This window comes from Streptomyces sp. NPDC045022, assembly GCF_056432605.1.
Genome location: NZ_JBWKIR010000029.1, coordinates 26,847 through 41,957, shown reverse-complemented (window position 1 = coordinate 41,957; position 15,111 = coordinate 26,847). Strand labels below are relative to the sequence as shown.

The window sequence follows — 15,111 nt, the reverse complement described above, 5'->3', positions numbered from 1 at the left end:
GTGGCGCGACAAGAGATCACCAGAGGGAGGCGCAAGGATGGATGTTGAACTGTTGCCGCGTGTCGGTATCGCTTCGTTCCGGCTCGGTATGCCGTTCGACGAGGCGATGGCCGAGGCCCGGAGGTGGGGGCGCGTCGAACACTCCCCTGAAGGCGGGCGCCCGCCGGGCAAGTACGTCGTCGTCAACCAGGCGTTTCGGTTCGAGTTCGTGCTCCTCTTCGAGTCCGAGGAGAACGAGCGGCTGACCGGTATCGAGGTGTGGCGTTTCCGCGACGAGGCCGCCGACATCCGCTTCCTCCTCGAGGGCATCGACGTCTTCCGCACGCCGGCGGACGATCTGCCGGAGATCCTGGAGGAGCGGGGGCACGAGGTCGTCGAGAGCGACCACGGGTTCGAGGAGGTCACGGACCTCGGCCTGCGCTTCGCGAACAACAGCAGCTTCGAGTATCCGGTGGACGAGGAGGGCGACCCGCTGTACTACGACTACGTGCTGGTCGCGGACGGCATCTGAACGGGAGCTTCGCACATGGACGTGGAGATCCGGCCGCACGTCGGCGTGGGGCCGTTCCGGTTCGGTATGCCGTTCGACGAGGCGATGGGCCTCGCCCCGACGCTGGGCCGCGTCAGCCATCGGCCGGGGGCCGAGCGTCCCCCGGGCACGTACGTGGTGAACCTGGACGACTCCGGGTTCCAGTACGTGCTGTCGTTCCCCGAAGCGGGCACGCTCACCAGCGTGGAGCTGTGGCGCTTCCGCGACGAGGCGGCCGACATCGACGTCACCTTCGACAAGCTGGACGTGTTCCGCACACCCAGCGAGGAGTTGGTCGAGCAGCTCGAGGAGCGTGGTCACTCCGTCTCGTACGACGACGACCTCGGCATTCACGCCCTGCCCGAGCTGAGGATGTCCTTCGCCAACAACAGCTCCTTCGAGTACACCGTCGACGAGGAGGGGGATCCCCTCAACTTCGACTACGTCCTGGTCAGCACCGAGTTGGTCGCCTGAACCATGGATCTGCAGATCCGTCCGCGGACGAGTGCCGGGCCGTTCCGGCTCGGCATGTCCGTCGAGGGGGCGCGAGCAGTGGCTCATGAAGAGGGTGCCTTCCGGACCGTCGCGAGCGACGCGGTCCCAGGGCAGATCCTTCTCACCCACGACGACGCCCGGATGGACATCGTGCTCGGGTTCACCAAGGGTGCGCTGAGCGGGGTGGAGCTGTTCCGGTTCCAGAACGAGGACGCCGACGTCCGGGTGCTGCTGGACGGGCTCGACGTCTTCCGCACCCCGAGCGAGGACCTCTTCGAACAGCTGGCGGAGCGGGGTCACACCATCGAGGAGAACGACCTCGGCTTCGACGCCCTGCCGGAGCTCAAGGTGATCCTCGCGAACCAGAGCAGCCACGAGTACCCGGTGGACGAGGAGGGCGACCCCCTGTACTACGACTACGTGCTGGTCGCGGACCGCATCTGAACCGGGTGTCGCACATGGACGCCGAGACCCGTCCGCACGTCGGGCGGCGTGGCCGGAACGGAAGGGCAGCCATGGACTTGGTACTCGACCCGCCTCGCGGAGTCGCACCGATCCTCCTGGGCATGACGCTCGGCGAGGTGGTCGCGGCCGTGTCCGGCTGGGGCGAGCCCCGGGTGCTCAGGCGGCCGGGACGGGATTCGGCGAGAGTCTCCTCGGTCCTGGACGGAGTAGGTGTGCAGGCCCTGCTGGAGGGCGGCCGCACGGTCACGGCCGTCGAACTGTGGTGGCCCGGTGAGGGCCGGGTGTCCGGTACCCGGGTCCTGCTCGACGGGCACGACGTGTTCCGCACTCCCGCGGCGGAACTCTTCCGGCGCGCCGCCGCGCGGGGATGGACGGTCGACACCTCGCAGCCCGAACACCCGGTGATCCCCGGCGTGTCGCTGGGTTTCACCCGGCAGACCTCGCAGGAGGTTCCCCGCGACGCCGGGGGCCTGCCGTTGTCGGTCACCTCCGTCCTCGTCGGAGGGAAGGACTACTACGAGCACCGTTACGACAGCCGGTGGCCGGAGGGCGGCCACCCCTGGTCAGACCGCGGGTCGGCGCGTTAGCGTCCCCGCATGTCAGGGACTGCCGACCTCGCTTTCGACCCCTGGGACCCGGCGTTCCTCGCCGACCCCTACCCGGCCTACGCCGAACTGCGGGCGCGCGGCCGGGTGATCCGGTACGAGCCGACCGACCAGTGGCTGGTCCCGCACCACGCGGACGTCTCGGCGCTGCTCCGGGACCGCCGCCTGGGCCGCACCTACCAGCACCGCTTCTCCCACGAGGAGTTCGGCCGTACCCCGCCCCCGCCGGAACACGAGCCGTTCCACAGGCTCAACGACCACGGGATGCTCGACCTGGAACCGCCGGACCACACCCGGATCCGGCGCCTGGTGTCGAAGGCGTTCACCCCGCGCACGGTGGAGCGGCTGAAGCCGTACGTGCGGAGACTGGCGGACGAACTGGTGGCCGGCCTCGTCCGCAACGGGGGCGGGGACCTGCTGACCGACGTGGCGGAGCCGCTGCCGGTGGCGGTGATCGCCGAGATGCTGGGCATCCCGGACGCGGACCGGGCCCCGCTCAGGCCCTGGTCGGCGGACATCTGCGGGATGTACGAGCTGAACCCGCCGGAGGAGACGGCGGCGCGGGCGGTGCGGGCCTCGGTCGAGTTCTCCGGCTACCTGCGTGAGCTGATCGCCGAACGCCGCGAGGAGCCGCGCGACGACCTGGTCTCCGGCCTGATCGCCGCCCACGACGAGGGCGACCGGCTGACGGAACAGGAGATGATCTCCACCGCCGTCCTGCTCCTCAACGCCGGTCACGAGGCCACGGTCAACGCCACGGTGAACGGCTGGTGGGCGCTGTTCCGCAACCCCGGCCAGCTGGCGGCCCTGCGCGCCGACCACTCCCTGGTCCCGTCCGCGATCGAGGAGCTGATGCGCTACGACACCCCGCTCCAGCTCTTCGAACGCTGGGTCCTGGACGACATCGAGATCGACGGCACGACGATCCCCCGGGGCGCGGAGATCGCCATGCTCTTCGGCTCCGCCAACCACGACCCGTCCGTCTTCACCGGCCCCGCCCGCCTGGACCTCACCCGCGAGGACAACCCCCACATCTCCTTCAGCGCGGGCATCCACTACTGCATCGGCGCCCCTCTCGCCCGTATCGAACTGGCCGCCTCGATGTCGGCGTTGCTGGAGAAGGCCCCGACGCTCGCCCTGGCGGCGGAGCCGGTACGGAAGCCGAACTTCGTGATCCGCGGGCTGGAGGGACTCCGCGTCGAGGTGAGGTGACGAGCCGCGTACGGCGGCCGCCCGGCGGAGCGTCAGCGCTCCTTCGTCTCCTCCAGTACCGTCCGGCCGAGCAGGGCGTACCGCTCGGGGGAGCGGCGCTTGAGATACTGGGCGTAGCCGAGGCCGGCCGCCGCGACCAGGGCCACCAGCCACGGTGTCGCCTTCAGCACCAGGGAGCCGGACTCGGGCCCGGCGGCCACGCCCATGTTGGACACCAGCAGCACGACCACCGCGAGCATCGCGACGCCGCCCAGCAGGGGCGCGGTGAAGGTGCGGAACCAGTGGCGGCTCTCGGGGTGGTGGGAGCGGAAGTACGCCAGTACCGCGAAGGAGCACACGGCCTGGACGACGAGGATCGCCATGGTGCCGAGGATGGCGAGCAGGACGTACGTACCGGTGTACGGGTCCTTGTCCGCGGCCCAGAACGCCCCGATCAGCAGCGCGCTGACCCCGGTCTGCACCAGGCCGGCGACGTGCGGGGAGCCGTGCCGGGCATGCGTCCGCCCGACGGTGTGCTTCAGTGACGGCAGGGCGCCCTCCCGCCCCAGCGCGTACAGATAGCGGGCGGCGCAGTTGTGGAAGGCCATCCCGCAGGCCAGTGAGCCGGTGATCATCAGCCACTGCATGACGTCGACCGCCCAGTGGCCGACGTAGCGCTCGGTGGGGCCGAAGAACAGCGCGAGCGGATCGGCGGACGAGGCGGCCTGCACGGCCTCCGCCTCACCGTTGCCGGTGATGGCCATCCAGGAGACGAGGACGTAGAAGACCCCGACGCCGAGCACGCTGATCATCGTCGCCTTCGGGATGATCTTCTTCGGGTCGCGGGACTCCTCGCCGTACATCGCCGTCGACTCGAAGCCGACCCAGGACCAGAAGGCGAAGAACAGTCCGAGCCCGGCGGAGGTGCCCTTGAAGGCGTTGACGGGGTTGACGGGCGCGAAGGTGAACCCGTGCGGCCCGCCACCGTGGAAGGCCACGGACACCGCCATGGCCGCCAGCACGGTGACCTCCGTCGCGAGCAGCGCCACCAGCAGCTTCTCGGCGACGCTGATCCCGAACCAGGTGCCGGTGGCGTTGATCGCGAGCATCAGGACCGCGAAGGCCCACCAGGGCACGTGGAGTCCCGTCTGGTCCTTCAGCGTGTTCGTCGCGAAGGTGGAGAAGATGCCGATCAGCGCCGGCTCGAAGACGACGTAGGCGAAGGTGGCGAGCAGTCCGGACGCCAGTCCCACGGTGCGGCCGAGGCCGTGGGAGATGAAGCCGTAGAAGGCGCCGGTGGAGGTGATGTGCTGCGCCATCGAGGTGAAACCGACGGAAAAGATTGCCAGCACGACCATTGCGACGAGATAGCTCGCCGGTGCCCCGACGCCGTTGCCGGAGGACACCATGAACGGCACGTTGCCGGTCATCGCGGTGATCGGCGCGGCGGTGGCGACCGCCATGAACACCACGCCGAGCAGGCCGACGGCGTTGGGTTTCAGTCGGTGAATCGTTCCGTCGCCATCCGTCTCCGCCGCCGGGGCGACGCCCTCGTCCACTGCCATGGGGTGGCCCCCTCCGTGTCCGGTCCATGGGTCTGATGGAGCAGGATGGTGGATGAGGGAGGGGGTACGGAAGGGGTCGGCACGGTTAAATGTGTGTCACCAGACCATTGAGGCCGTGCGTGCTGAGGGTGTCCGGCTCACGCCGAGGGCAACGTGAGCCCCCAGGCACCCTCCACCACGCGCCACGTCCGCCTCCGTACCGGCCCCGAGACCGCCGCGTCCGCCCGGTAGCGGAAGTCCGCCCCCACGACCGTCACGACGCGGCCGACGGCCAGCAGCGGGGTCGCCGCCGCGCCCACCGACAGCGGCCACACCTCCACCGAGACCGTTCCACCCGCACCCGGGGTCACCGACACGGTCTCCACCGGCTGGTCCAGGTCCACCACCGTCTCGCCGTCGACCTCCACCCGGAGCCGGGCGGGGCCGGGGGCCGGTACGGCGGAGAGGCGAGCGGGGCGCGGGCCCAGGGTGCGGACCAGCGAACGGTACGTCGTGCGCAGCCAGGGACGCCCGGAAGGCACCGTCACCGGTTCGGCTGGGCATCCCGCCCGCACCGGCGCCGGCGGGATGCCCAGCGTGCCCAGCACCACCCCGTCGCTGTCGTCGACGAGCAGGTCGAGGCGGCGCTCGGCCCCGTCCAGCACCGCGCGCGCCGCCGCCACCGCCCCCATCGGCACCCCCAGGGACTCCGCCAGCGCCAGCGTGCCTCCCACGGGCACCATCGACAGCGCGCATCCGGCGAGCTCCCGCCGCCGGTGCAGCAGGGTCACCGCGCGCACCAGGGCCCGGTCGTCGCCGATCACGACCGGGCGCCGGGCACCCCGTCGGCCCAGTGCGCGGGCGAATTCCTCCGGCCCCTCCGGCAGACACACCTTGGCCGCCGCACCCGCGCTGAGCACGTCTTTCGCGATCCGTACGGACTCTCCGTCGGCCTGCCGTGCTGTCGGATCGATGATCACCAGCAGCTGATCGGACGTCGCGAAAGTCGCCACCTCGGTCCTGCCTCGCTTCCTCGGGTAGCATCTTTGTGCAAGAGCCCCTTGCGCTATTGCGCCAGGGGCTTCGTCTATTCCGGGGCATCCGGTCCGACGGTTGTGCGGCCAACGACGGTCGCGGTGGCACGCGGCGGTGAACCTTACGCCCGCGCCCCTGACCTTGGACATGCCCCGCCCGGAAGGGGTGTACGCGCGTGCCCGCACTTGTGCTGCTCGGTGCTCAGTGGGGTGACGAAGGCAAGGGGAAGGCGACCGACTTGCTCGGTGGCTCGGTGGACTATGTAGTGCGTTACCAAGGCGGCAACAACGCCGGCCACACGGTCGTCGTCGGCGACCAGAAGTATGCACTCCACCTCCTCCCTTCCGGAATCCTCTCGCCCGGTTGTACGCCGGTCATCGGTAACGGTGTCGTCGTCGACCCGTCGGTCCTGCTCTCCGAGCTGAGCGGTCTGAACGAGCGTGGCGTCGATACGTCCAAGCTCCTGATCAGCGGTAACGCGCATATCATCACGCCGTACAACGTGACCGTCGACAAGGTGACGGAACGCTTCCTCGGCAAGCGCAAGATCGGTACCACCGGCCGCGGCATCGGCCCGACCTACGCGGACAAGATCAACCGCGTGGGCATCCGGGTCCAGGACCTGTACGACGAGTCGATCCTCACCCAGAAGGTGGAGGCGGCCCTCGACGTCAAGAACCAGATCCTCACCAAGCTCTACAACCGGCGAGCGATCGCCGTGGACCAGGTGGTCGAGGAGCTGCTGACCTACGCGGAGAAGCTCGCTCCGTACGTCGCCGACACCGTCCTGGTCCTGAACCAGGCCCTGGAGGAGAACAAGGTCGTCCTGTTCGAGGGCGGCCAGGGCACCCTCCTGGACATCGACCACGGCACGTATCCCTTCGTCACCTCCTCCAACCCGACCGCGGGCGGTGCCTGCACCGGCGCCGGCGTGGGCCCGACGAAGATCAGCCGGGTCATCGGCATCCTCAAGGCCTACACGACCCGGGTCGGCGCGGGACCCTTCCCCACCGAACTCTTCGACGAGGACGGCGAGGCGCTGCGCCGCATCGGCGGCGAGCGGGGCGTGACCACGGGCCGCGACCGCCGCTGCGGCTGGTTCGACGCGGTCATCGCCCGCTACGCGACCCGCGTGAACGGCCTGACCGACTTCTTCCTCACCAAGCTGGACGTGCTGACCGGCTGGGAGCAGATCCCGGTCTGCGTGGCGTACGAGATCGACGGCAAGCGCGTCGAGGAGCTGCCGTACTCCCAGACCGACTTCCACCACGCGAAGCCGGTCTACGAGACGCTGCCGGGCTGGTCGGAGGACATCACGAAGGCGAAGTCCTTCTCCGACCTCCCCAAGAACGCCCAGAACTACGTGAAGGCGCTGGAGGAGATGTCCGGCGCCCCGATCTCCGCGATCGGCGTGGGCCCGGGCCGCGACGAGACGATCGAGATCAACTCGTTCCTGTAGGCCGTGGGCGGGGCGCTGTCCCCGCCGCGTGCCCAGACCGCCCCGCCGGTCCGCCCTCGGGCGTGATCGGCGGGGCGGTCCCGTGTCGTGCGCGGTGCACAATCGGAGTATGAGCGTCCACCGGAACGCACGGTGCCGGGGACCGTACGGCGGTGAGGGCGGCCAGGCCGGCGGCACGGACTGCTCCGACCCCGCCGTCTTCGAGGTCGCCCGGCACAACAGACCCGCGTTGTGGGTGTGCCCGGTGCACCTCGGGCCCTCGCTGCTGATGGCGACCGGGGTCCTGTGGCCACCGGTGATCAGGCTCATCGGCCGTCCTGGGGACCGGCAGCCGTAGCACCCTGGCGAGACGGTCTGGTGGGCGGACGGTCGCGGTCGTCAGCTGAAGACGATCATCGAGCCCTGGGCCAGGGATCGGGTCGCCGCCGCGTGCAGTCCCAGCCACACGTGCCGTTCGCGGGCGAAGGGGCTGGGATCGTGCGGCGCCGGGACGGCCGGTTCCTCCAGCTCGGTCGGTGCGGAGGGCGGTTCGGGGGCCGTCGGCGGGTTGGCCGGATCGATGCCGATGGACGGGGCGACGTACTGGAGTTCCCGCAGGAGGGTCTGGGAGGAGCCCAAGGGGCCGCCGCCCGCGAGGAGTTCGTCGTTCGACAGGGGGTGCGGGAAGTCGACGGGAACGTACGCGCCCGCGTGGTCGTAGTGCCAGACCAGGTGGGACTGCTGGGCCGTGGACTCGAACATCTCCAGCAACTGCTCGTAGTCACCGCCCAGTTCGTCCACCGGGGTCACCGGCAGGCCGCAGACCTGGAGCAGGTAGACCCGGCGCAGGAAGTGCAGGGCGTCGTAGTCGAAGCCGGCCACCGGGGCGACGTCACCGGACAGGCCCGGCATGTACTGGTACACCGGCACCGGTGGGAGCCCGGCTCCGGCCAGCGCCTTGTTGTATTGCGCGAGTTCCTCGGCGAACGGGTTGTCCGGGGTGTGGCACAACACGTCGACGAGCGGTACCAGCCACAGGTCACAGGCCAAAAGAGGACTCCTCGCATCGGCACGCGCACGGTCACGCACGGCAGCAGGTGGTCAGGGAAGGGTAGTCGCTACGGCCCCCGGTGGCTTCCCTGTGGGGCCGTACCGGTCACCTACCCGTTGCTCAGGTGTTCCAGCAGCGCCAGCGAGTGGGCGTTGGCGGCGGCGACGATCCGGCGGGCGGCCTCGGCGTCGCGGCGGGCCAGCGCGTCGACCAGTTCGGTGTGCGCGGCCCAGAGCCGGCCGCGCAGATCGGGCATGCGGAGCAGGTGCCGCACCGCGCAGACCCAGGACTGCACGCGCAGCCGGTCCAGGAAGTCGGCGAGGTAGGGGTTGCCGAACAGGGCGCTCAGCTCGCGCCAGAACCGCAGGTCGTAGCCGATGAGGATGGTGAGGTCACCGGCCGCCGCCGCGCGCTGGGCCTCCTCGCCCCGGCGGCGCACGGTGGTCAGCGCCGCGGCCGTGCGTGGGTCCTCCGGCGGGGTGCGGAAGGCGGGATGGCCCGAGACGAGGGCCTGGAACATGCCGTCGGTGACCAGGTTGCGGGCCTCGATCATGTTCCGGTAGTCGGCGACGGAGTACTCCGGCACGCGGAAGCCGCGGTGCTGGTCGGCCTCCAGGATGCCCTGCGCGGACAGGTCGACCAGCGCCTCGCGGACGGGGGTGGCCGAGACGCCGTACTGGTCGGCGATCTCCTTGACGGTGAACGCCCGGCCCGGTAGCAGCCGCCCGGCCAGCACCTCGTCACGGAGCGCGTCCGCGATCTGCTGGCGCAGGGTGCTGCGCGTCACGGTGCCGTTGCCGGGCATGGTCCGGGCCTCTCCTCACGCGTCCGGTGACGTACTCGTACGAACTCGCTGTCTACACGAGTACCTGTGTCCTACGAGCACGTCACCTTACGCGTTCGGATCCGCCCGGCGGCAGCCTCGGTTCCGGGCGCGGCCGGTGCCTCGCGCGACCGTGTCCCCGCGGCTACGCGGTGTACTCGTCGGCCACGGTCAGCGCGGCGTCGAGCGCGGCCAGGCCCTCCTTCAGCTCGGCCTCCGTCACGTTGCACGGCGGGACCACGTGGGTGCGGTTCATGTTCACGAAGGGCCACAGACCGTGCTGCTTGGCGGCGGCGGCGAAGGCGGCCATGGGGGCGTTCGCCTCGCCGGCCGCGTTGTACGGCACCAGCGGCTCGCGGGTCTCGCGGTTCTTGACCAGTTCCAGCGCCCAGAACATGCCGACACCGCGCACCTCGCCGACGCTCGGGTGCCGCTCGGCCAGGTCGGCGAGAGCCGGGCCGACGACCGTCTCGCCGAGCCGCCCGGCGTTCTCGACCACACCCTCCTGCGCCATCACGTTGATCGTGGCGACGGCCGCGGCGCAGGCCAGCGGGTGACCGGAGTAGGTCAGGCCGCCGGGGTACGGGCGCCTGCCGAAGGTCTCCGCGATCTCCCCGGAGATCGCGACACCGCCGAGCGGAACGTAACCCGAGTTCACGCCCTTGGCGAAGGTCATGAGGTCGGGGGTGACGTCGAACAGGCCGGCCGCGAACCATTCGCCGGTCCGCCCGAAGCCGGCCATGACCTCGTCCAGGACGAAGACGATCCCGTGCCTGTCGCACAGCTCCCGCACCCCGGCCAGGTAGCCGGGCGGCGGGACCATGATCCCGGCCGTACCGGGGATGGTCTCCAGGATGATCGCGGCGATCGTCCCCGGGCCCTCGAAGGCGATCGTCGTCTCCAGGTGCTCCAGGGCCCGCGCGGTCTCCTGCTCCTCGGTCTCGGCGTAGAAGCGGGAGCGGTAGAGGAAGGGCGCCCAGAAGTGGACGACGCCGGCGCTGCCGCTGTCGGAGGCCCAGCGGCGCGGGTCGCCGGTGATGTTCACGGCCTGCTGGGTGCCGCCGTGGTACGAGCGGTAGGCGGAGAGCACCTTCGGGCGGCCCGTGTGCAGCCGGGCCATGCGCACCGCGTGCTCGACGGCGTCCGCGCCGCCGTTGGTGAAGAAGATCTTGTCCAGGTCGCCGGGCGTCCGCTCGGCGATCAGCCGGGCCGCCTCCGAGCGCGCCTCGACGGCGAACGCGGGCGCGAACGTCGTCATCTTCGCGGCCTGCTCCTGTATGGCCGCGACGACCTTGGGGTGCTGGTAGCCGATGTTGGTGAAGACGAGCCCGCTGGTGAAGTCCAGGTACCGGTTGCCGTCGTAGTCCCAGAAGTACGACCCCTCGGCGCCGGCGACGGCGAGCGGGTCGATGAGGTCCTGGGCGGACCAGGAGTGGAAGACGTGCGCGCGGTCCGCGGCCTTCACTGCGGCGCCGGCGTCGGGGTTGGGCTGAGGGGTCATGCCCGCGAGCGTAAATGTCCGCGATGCGGAAGCGACATCGGCGTCTTGTTCCTTGGGCGGGGGGTTTCCGCGACAGGTTGTCGAAACGGGCACCGGAGCATCCCCGAAACCAGTCGACAGTTCACTGTCCAAATGGCAGGATGCTGTCATCTGCAGGGCCGAGGAGGTCGCATGAACCGCAAGCCCGTACACCTCGCCGTCTACGACAGCCTCGCCGACTGGGAGACGGGGCACACCACCGCCGGTCTCGCCCGCGCCGGGTACCGGGTCCTGACGGTGGGGCCAGGCTCCCAGCCGGTCATGAGCATCGGCGGGCTGCGCGTCCAGCCGGACCTCGCGCTCGGTGCACTGCGCCCCGAGGACAGTTCCCTGCTGATCCTGCCGGGCGCCGACCTCTGGGACGCCACCGACGAGCTGGCCCCCTTCGCCCGTGCGGCCCGCGCCTTCCTCGACGCCGGTGTGCCGGTCGCCGCCATCTGCGGCGCCACCGCCGGTCTCGCCCGCGAGGGCCTGCTCGACGACCGCGCGCACACCAGTGCGGCCCCGTACTACCTGACCGCCGCCGCCGAATACGCCGGCACCGGGCACTACGTCGAGACCGACGCGGTGACCGACGGCAACCTGATCACCGCCGGGCCCACCGAGCCGGTCGCCTTCGCCCGGGAGGTCTTCCGCCTCCTCGGGGTGTACGAGGGTGAGGTGCTCGACGCCTGGTACCGGCTGTACCACGACTCCGACGTCGAGGCGTACTTCGTCCTGCAGCGGGCGGCCGCCCGGTGAGCCGGGCACACCAGGACCTGCTCAGTCGCGGCGCGCTCGGAGTCTTCCGGCTCAACGGGCAGTTCCTGGCCGTCGCCGAGGAACTGGCCCGGCCGGCCGGGCTCACGGCGGCCTGGTGGCAGGTGCTCGGGGCGGTACTGCCCGAGCCGTTGCCGGTGGCGGGCATCGCGCGCGCCATGGGCATCACCCGGCAGAGCGTGCAGCGCGTCGCCGACCTGCTGGTGGAGCGGGGGTTGGCCGAGTACCGGCCGAACCCGGCGCACCGGCGGGCGAAACTCCTCGCGCCGACGCGGGAGGGCAGAGCGGCCGTGGAGCGGATCGGCCCCGGGCACGCGGCGTTCGCCGGCCGGCTGGCGGAGGCGATGGGGGAGACCGCACTCGCCGAGGCCGTGGGGCTGCTGGAACGGCTGTCGGCCGTTCTGGACGAGCTGGGCAAGCCTGTTACGGAACCGTAGACGCGGGCCCGCACCGCACCCCGGACGACCGCACTATTCTCGGGTGTTGCAGACCTATGGGGGAAGGCGGCGCGGGATGGAGAAGCTGGGGGCGGGGGACCCGCTGCGCATCGGGGCCTATCGGCTGCTGGCGCGGCTGGGTGCCGGCGGCATGGGGAACGTGTACCTGGCCCGGTCGGACCGGGGGCGTACCGTCGCCGTGAAACTGGTCCGTGAGGAGCTGGCCGAGCAGGAGGAGTTCCGGGCGCGGTTCCGGCAGGAGGTGCAGGCCGCGCGGCGGGTCGGCGGGTACTGGACCGCGCCCGTGCTGGACGCGGACACCGAGGCGGCGGTGCCCTGGGTGGCGACCGGGTACGTCGCCGGGCCGAGCCTTCAGCAGGTGGTGGGGCACGACCACGGCGCGCTGCCCGAGCGGTCGGTACGGATCCTCGCGGCGGGGCTCGCGCACGCGCTGAAGGACATCCACGCGGCGGGGATCGTGCACCGGGACCTCAAGCCGTCGAACGTGCTGGTCACCATCGACGGGCCCCGGGTCATCGACTTCGGGATCGCGCGGGCGCTCGAGACGACCTCGGTGGGCGCGGAGGGACTCACCCGGACCGGGTCGCTGGTCGGGTCGCCCGGGTTCATGGCGCCGGAGCAGGTGCGGGGCGACCGGATCACCCCGGCGTGCGATGTGTTCTGCCTCGGGTCCGTGCTGGCTTACGCGGCGACCGGCGCGTTGCCCTTCGGGACCGCCAACAGCGGTGTGCACGCGCTGATGTTCCGGATCGCTCAGGAGGAGCCGGACCTGGACGGGGTGCCGGAGGGGATCGCGGACCTGGTGCGGGACTGCCTGCGCAAGGAGCCGGGGGCGCGGCCTTCGCTGGACGCGATTCTGGAGCGGACGGGGGCGGGGGACACGGTGGCCGGGGGGCGGTCCCGGGATCCGTGGTTGCCGGGGTCGCTGGTGGCGCAGCTCGGGCGGCATGCGGTGCGGCTGCTGGAGGTCGAGGATCCGGAGGGGGGAGGTGCGCCTGCGGGCGCGGACGCCTCTGCGGACGCGGGTCCGGGGGCGTCTGATTCTGCGGGCGCGGGCGCGGGCGCGGGCGCGGGCGCGGGCGCGGGTGGCGGTGCCGGTGCGTCTCACGGTGCGGGTGCGCCGGGAGGCTCCCGGCCTCCGGCCGGGCCGGGGTTCCCGCCCGCTCGACCCGGGCAGGCACCGTCGGCGGGTGCCGGCGCTGCCGTCGGGCCGCCCGAGCATGCCGCCGTGTCCGACGGGGCTTCCGTGCCGCCCGCGCCGGCGAGCCCGCCACCGGTCGGCAACGGGGGCGGCCTCAACCACCTTCCGACCGTCGTGTCCGGGCAGGCTCCGCCCCCCGGCGCGCCCCCGGTGCCGCCCGGCTTCGGGGCCGCGCCCGGGGCGTACGGGTATCCACAGCAGCATCCCCAGCCCTCCGTCGGCTACGGCTACCCGCAGCAGCCCGGTGCCGGGGCGTGGGGCGGGGTGCAGCCGACGTACCACCCCTACGGCGGCGGGCTCGGCCCCACCCCGCCGTACGGGCCGCCGCCGGTCGGCACGGCGCAGGAGCCCGGGCGGCGCAACGGGCGGTCCACCGCGCTGCTCGTCGTGATCGCCCTGGTCGTGGCGCTCGGCGCGGGCGGGACGGTGTACGCGCTGATGAGGGACGGCGGCGGTGGCGACGACAAGGGCGGCGGCACGGTCAGCCCCGCGCCCACGGCCACCTCCGCGGCGGCGACCGACGGGACCTCCGGGGCACCCGACCCGACCACCTCGACGCCGTCCGCCTCCGCCTCCGCCACCACGGACGGGGCGGTCCCGGACGCCTACCTGGGCACCTGGGAGACCACGATCGACAACGCCAACGGCGCCAACACCCGCGAACTGACCATCCGGCAGGGCAAGGTGGGCGACAGCGTGCTGACGCTGGTCGCGGACGGGCCGACCGACGGCGGTGGGACGTACCACTGTGTCTTCGAGGCCAAGCTCACCGACCAGCCCGGTGGTGCCGGGCCGTTGGAGATCGGACCGTCCACCGTCACCGCCGGCGAGCCCGCTTCCTCCTGCTCCCCGGGCGAGGCGACCGAGGTCACCCTGCTGTCGGACGGCCGGCTCAAGCGGACGAAGCGGAGTGGCGGGGAGAGCCTGACGTACACCAAGCAGTGAGCCAGTGCCTCTCGTCTGGATCATGCCTGCCGCGGCACTAGCGAGGTTCCGGGGGGCGTTGCCGGGGCATGTTCGGGCGGCTGCCGTTCGCCGGGGGGAGCGGAAAGCGGCCTCCTGGACCTCCGTGGTCCTGGCGTGGCACGGCCGCCACCGCCGTCTGGATGCCGAGCGGTGCCGAGCCGGTGCGGAACTCCACCATCCAGTCGGTCGTCTCCGTCCGCACCAGCTCCATGACGTCCTCCGAGAAGCGCCGCAGCACACCCAGGCACCGCTCGGCCGCCTCGCTCGCCGTGCCCTCCGCCGGCCCCAGCACCTCCCGCACGCTCTCGGAGGCCCAGTCGAACTGCAGCGCCTGCAGCCGCCGCTGCACGGCCTGCGCGGTCGCCACGTCCCTTATCCACCCGGACGTGACCCCGAAGAACCGGTCGATGCCCACGCAGGCGGCCCCGAGCAGCAGTGCCGGACAGCCCCAGGGCGCCACCCCGCCGGCCACCCCGGTGAGGTCGAGCAGGGGCAGCGTGGCACCGGCCACCGCGCCGGCCGCCGCGCCGGCCCGCAGCACCCGGGCACCGCGCCGCTTCCACACCCGGTCCCGTAGATACCAGGCCACCGTCCCCAGCGCCCCGCGCTCCACCCACCGGTACAGCTCGTCGAGCCGCTCGGCGGGCTCCCCCCAGTCCCCGAGCGGAAAGGCCCGCCCGGTCAGGTCGCCCGGCCGCAGCCCGGCCGCGCCCTCGCCCCGCCCGTCCTGAGGCGGACCCTCGGGCTGCATCTCCGGCTGACCCACCCGGCACTCCCTACTGATCACGACCGGTCACGTTGCGTGACATTTCATGCCGACGCGCGCCACCCTTCCTACCGCCCAATGGGTGGCGGAGACGGAGCTTTCCTGACTTTTCCGCCCGTAAGAGGGCCTTGATCAGGTATAGGGCCGCCACCTTTCTCACTCGAAAGAGTGGCGGGGCGATGGCCGCCTGGAGCACGTAGGCTCGTGCACAGCGGAGAAAGACGCGCGGAAACGACGGAGAAGAC

At 71.6% G+C, this 15,111-nt stretch carries 16 protein-coding genes; 10 read left to right on the top strand and 6 right to left on the bottom strand.

What is annotated here, in order from left to right; translation table 11 throughout:
• Window positions 1–37: 37 nt before the first annotated feature.
• The 5 genes from AC07C1_RS34165 (at window position 38) to AC07C1_RS34145 (ending at window position 3,306) form a co-directional block, all read left to right on the top strand.
• Complete coding sequence (locus AC07C1_RS34165) at window positions 38–511, top strand: hypothetical protein (RefSeq protein WP_478945467.1); 474 nt, start codon at window positions 38–40, stop codon at window positions 509–511.
• A gap of 15 nt (window positions 512–526) precedes the next feature.
• Window positions 527–1,003 (top strand): hypothetical protein, encoded by a 477-nt coding sequence (locus tag AC07C1_RS34160; protein ID WP_478945465.1) that lies wholly within the window; start codon window positions 527–529, stop codon window positions 1,001–1,003.
• 3 nt (window positions 1,004–1,006) lie between these two features.
• Window positions 1,007–1,468, top strand: coding sequence for a hypothetical protein (locus tag AC07C1_RS34155; RefSeq protein WP_478945463.1), 462 nt, complete (start codon window positions 1,007–1,009; stop codon window positions 1,466–1,468).
• A 71-nt stretch (window positions 1,469–1,539) separates the two neighbouring features.
• Window positions 1,540–2,076, top strand: coding sequence for a hypothetical protein (locus tag AC07C1_RS34150; RefSeq protein WP_478945461.1), 537 nt, complete (start codon window positions 1,540–1,542; stop codon window positions 2,074–2,076).
• A gap of 9 nt (window positions 2,077–2,085) precedes the next feature.
• A complete protein-coding gene (locus AC07C1_RS34145) occupies window positions 2,086–3,306 on the top strand; it encodes a cytochrome P450 (RefSeq protein WP_478945460.1) in 1,221 nt (406 codons plus the stop codon).
• A gap of 32 nt (window positions 3,307–3,338) precedes the next feature.
• Here AC07C1_RS34145 and AC07C1_RS34140 read toward each other — a convergent pair whose 3' ends face one another.
• Window positions 3,339–4,850 carry an APC family permease gene (locus tag AC07C1_RS34140; protein WP_478945458.1) on the bottom strand — a complete coding sequence of 504 codons (1,512 nt, stop codon included), beginning with the start codon at window positions 4,848–4,850 and terminating at the stop codon, window positions 3,339–3,341.
• Between the two features lie 137 nt (window positions 4,851–4,987).
• Entirely contained in the window at window positions 4,988–5,842 is an 855-nt protein-coding gene (locus AC07C1_RS34135) for a diacylglycerol kinase (RefSeq protein WP_478945456.1), read from the bottom strand.
• Between the two features lie 197 nt (window positions 5,843–6,039).
• On the opposite strand from AC07C1_RS34135, the gene AC07C1_RS34130 reads away from it, so the two are divergent.
• Window positions 6,040–7,323 (top strand): adenylosuccinate synthase, encoded by a 1,284-nt coding sequence (locus AC07C1_RS34130; RefSeq protein ID WP_478945455.1) that lies wholly within the window; start codon window positions 6,040–6,042, stop codon window positions 7,321–7,323.
• Between the two features lie 109 nt (window positions 7,324–7,432).
• A complete protein-coding gene (locus AC07C1_RS34125) occupies window positions 7,433–7,660 on the top strand; it encodes a hypothetical protein (protein ID WP_478945453.1) in 228 nt (75 codons plus the stop codon).
• Between the two features lie 41 nt (window positions 7,661–7,701).
• Here AC07C1_RS34125 and AC07C1_RS34120 read toward each other — a convergent pair whose 3' ends face one another.
• From AC07C1_RS34120 to AC07C1_RS34110, 3 genes are all read right to left on the bottom strand, one after another.
• Window positions 7,702–8,352 carry a hypothetical protein gene (locus tag AC07C1_RS34120; RefSeq protein WP_478945451.1) on the bottom strand — a complete coding sequence of 217 codons (651 nt, stop codon included), beginning with the start codon at window positions 8,350–8,352 and terminating at the stop codon, window positions 7,702–7,704.
• A 110-nt stretch (window positions 8,353–8,462) separates the two neighbouring features.
• On the bottom strand, window positions 8,463–9,158 hold the full coding sequence (locus AC07C1_RS34115; protein ID WP_478945449.1) for a GntR family transcriptional regulator: 696 nt from the start codon (window positions 9,156–9,158) through the stop codon (window positions 8,463–8,465).
• Between the two features lie 163 nt (window positions 9,159–9,321).
• Window positions 9,322–10,677, bottom strand: coding sequence for an aminotransferase class III-fold pyridoxal phosphate-dependent enzyme (locus AC07C1_RS34110; protein WP_478945447.1), 1,356 nt, complete (start codon window positions 10,675–10,677; stop codon window positions 9,322–9,324).
• A gap of 171 nt (window positions 10,678–10,848) precedes the next feature.
• Between AC07C1_RS34110 and AC07C1_RS34105 the strand changes: the two genes are divergently transcribed.
• The 3 genes from AC07C1_RS34105 to AC07C1_RS34095 all read left to right on the top strand — a co-directional run bounded on the left by AC07C1_RS34105 (window position 10,849) and on the right by AC07C1_RS34095 (window position 14,079).
• Entirely contained in the window at window positions 10,849–11,457 is a 609-nt protein-coding gene (locus AC07C1_RS34105; protein ID WP_478945446.1) for a DJ-1/PfpI family protein, read from the top strand.
• Entirely contained in the window at window positions 11,454–11,912 is a 459-nt protein-coding gene (locus tag AC07C1_RS34100; protein WP_478945445.1) for a MarR family winged helix-turn-helix transcriptional regulator, read from the top strand. The genes AC07C1_RS34105 and AC07C1_RS34100 overlap by 4 nt, the downstream gene beginning before the upstream one ends.
• A gap of 76 nt (window positions 11,913–11,988) precedes the next feature.
• Entirely contained in the window at window positions 11,989–14,079 is a 2,091-nt protein-coding gene (locus AC07C1_RS34095; protein ID WP_478945443.1) for a serine/threonine-protein kinase, read from the top strand.
• A gap of 37 nt (window positions 14,080–14,116) precedes the next feature.
• Here the strand turns inward: AC07C1_RS34095 and AC07C1_RS34090 are convergent, their stop codons facing one another.
• Window positions 14,117–14,866: an SLATT domain-containing protein gene (locus AC07C1_RS34090; RefSeq protein ID WP_478945441.1), complete on the bottom strand. Its 750-nt coding sequence runs from the start codon at window positions 14,864–14,866 to the stop codon at window positions 14,117–14,119.
• Between the last annotated feature and the right edge of the window lie 245 nt (window positions 14,867–15,111).

What these genes read in the sequence shown, in the direction of transcription:
- AC07C1_RS34105 (WP_478945446.1), top strand. Translation starts at nt 10,849, where the DNA reads ATGAACCGCAAGCCCGTACACCTCGCCGTCTACGACAGCCTCGCCGAC.
- AC07C1_RS34115 (WP_478945449.1), bottom strand. Translation starts at nt 9,158, where the DNA reads ATGCCCGGCAACGGCACCGTGACGCGCAGCACCCTGCGCCAGCAGATC.
- AC07C1_RS34155 (WP_478945463.1), top strand. Translation starts at nt 1,007, where the DNA reads ATGGATCTGCAGATCCGTCCGCGGACGAGTGCCGGGCCGTTCCGGCTC.
- AC07C1_RS34110 (WP_478945447.1), bottom strand. Translation starts at nt 10,677, where the DNA reads ATGACCCCTCAGCCCAACCCCGACGCCGGCGCCGCAGTGAAGGCCGCG.
- AC07C1_RS34140 (WP_478945458.1), bottom strand. Translation starts at nt 4,850, where the DNA reads ATGGCAGTGGACGAGGGCGTCGCCCCGGCGGCGGAGACGGATGGCGAC.
- AC07C1_RS34160 (WP_478945465.1), top strand. Translation starts at nt 527, where the DNA reads ATGGACGTGGAGATCCGGCCGCACGTCGGCGTGGGGCCGTTCCGGTTC.
- AC07C1_RS34145 (WP_478945460.1), top strand. Translation starts at nt 2,086, where the DNA reads ATGTCAGGGACTGCCGACCTCGCTTTCGACCCCTGGGACCCGGCGTTC.
- AC07C1_RS34095 (WP_478945443.1), top strand. Translation starts at nt 11,989, where the DNA reads ATGGAGAAGCTGGGGGCGGGGGACCCGCTGCGCATCGGGGCCTATCGG.
- AC07C1_RS34125 (WP_478945453.1), top strand. Translation starts at nt 7,433, where the DNA reads ATGAGCGTCCACCGGAACGCACGGTGCCGGGGACCGTACGGCGGTGAG.
- AC07C1_RS34165 (WP_478945467.1), top strand. Translation starts at nt 38, where the DNA reads ATGGATGTTGAACTGTTGCCGCGTGTCGGTATCGCTTCGTTCCGGCTC.
- AC07C1_RS34150 (WP_478945461.1), top strand. Translation starts at nt 1,540, where the DNA reads ATGGACTTGGTACTCGACCCGCCTCGCGGAGTCGCACCGATCCTCCTG.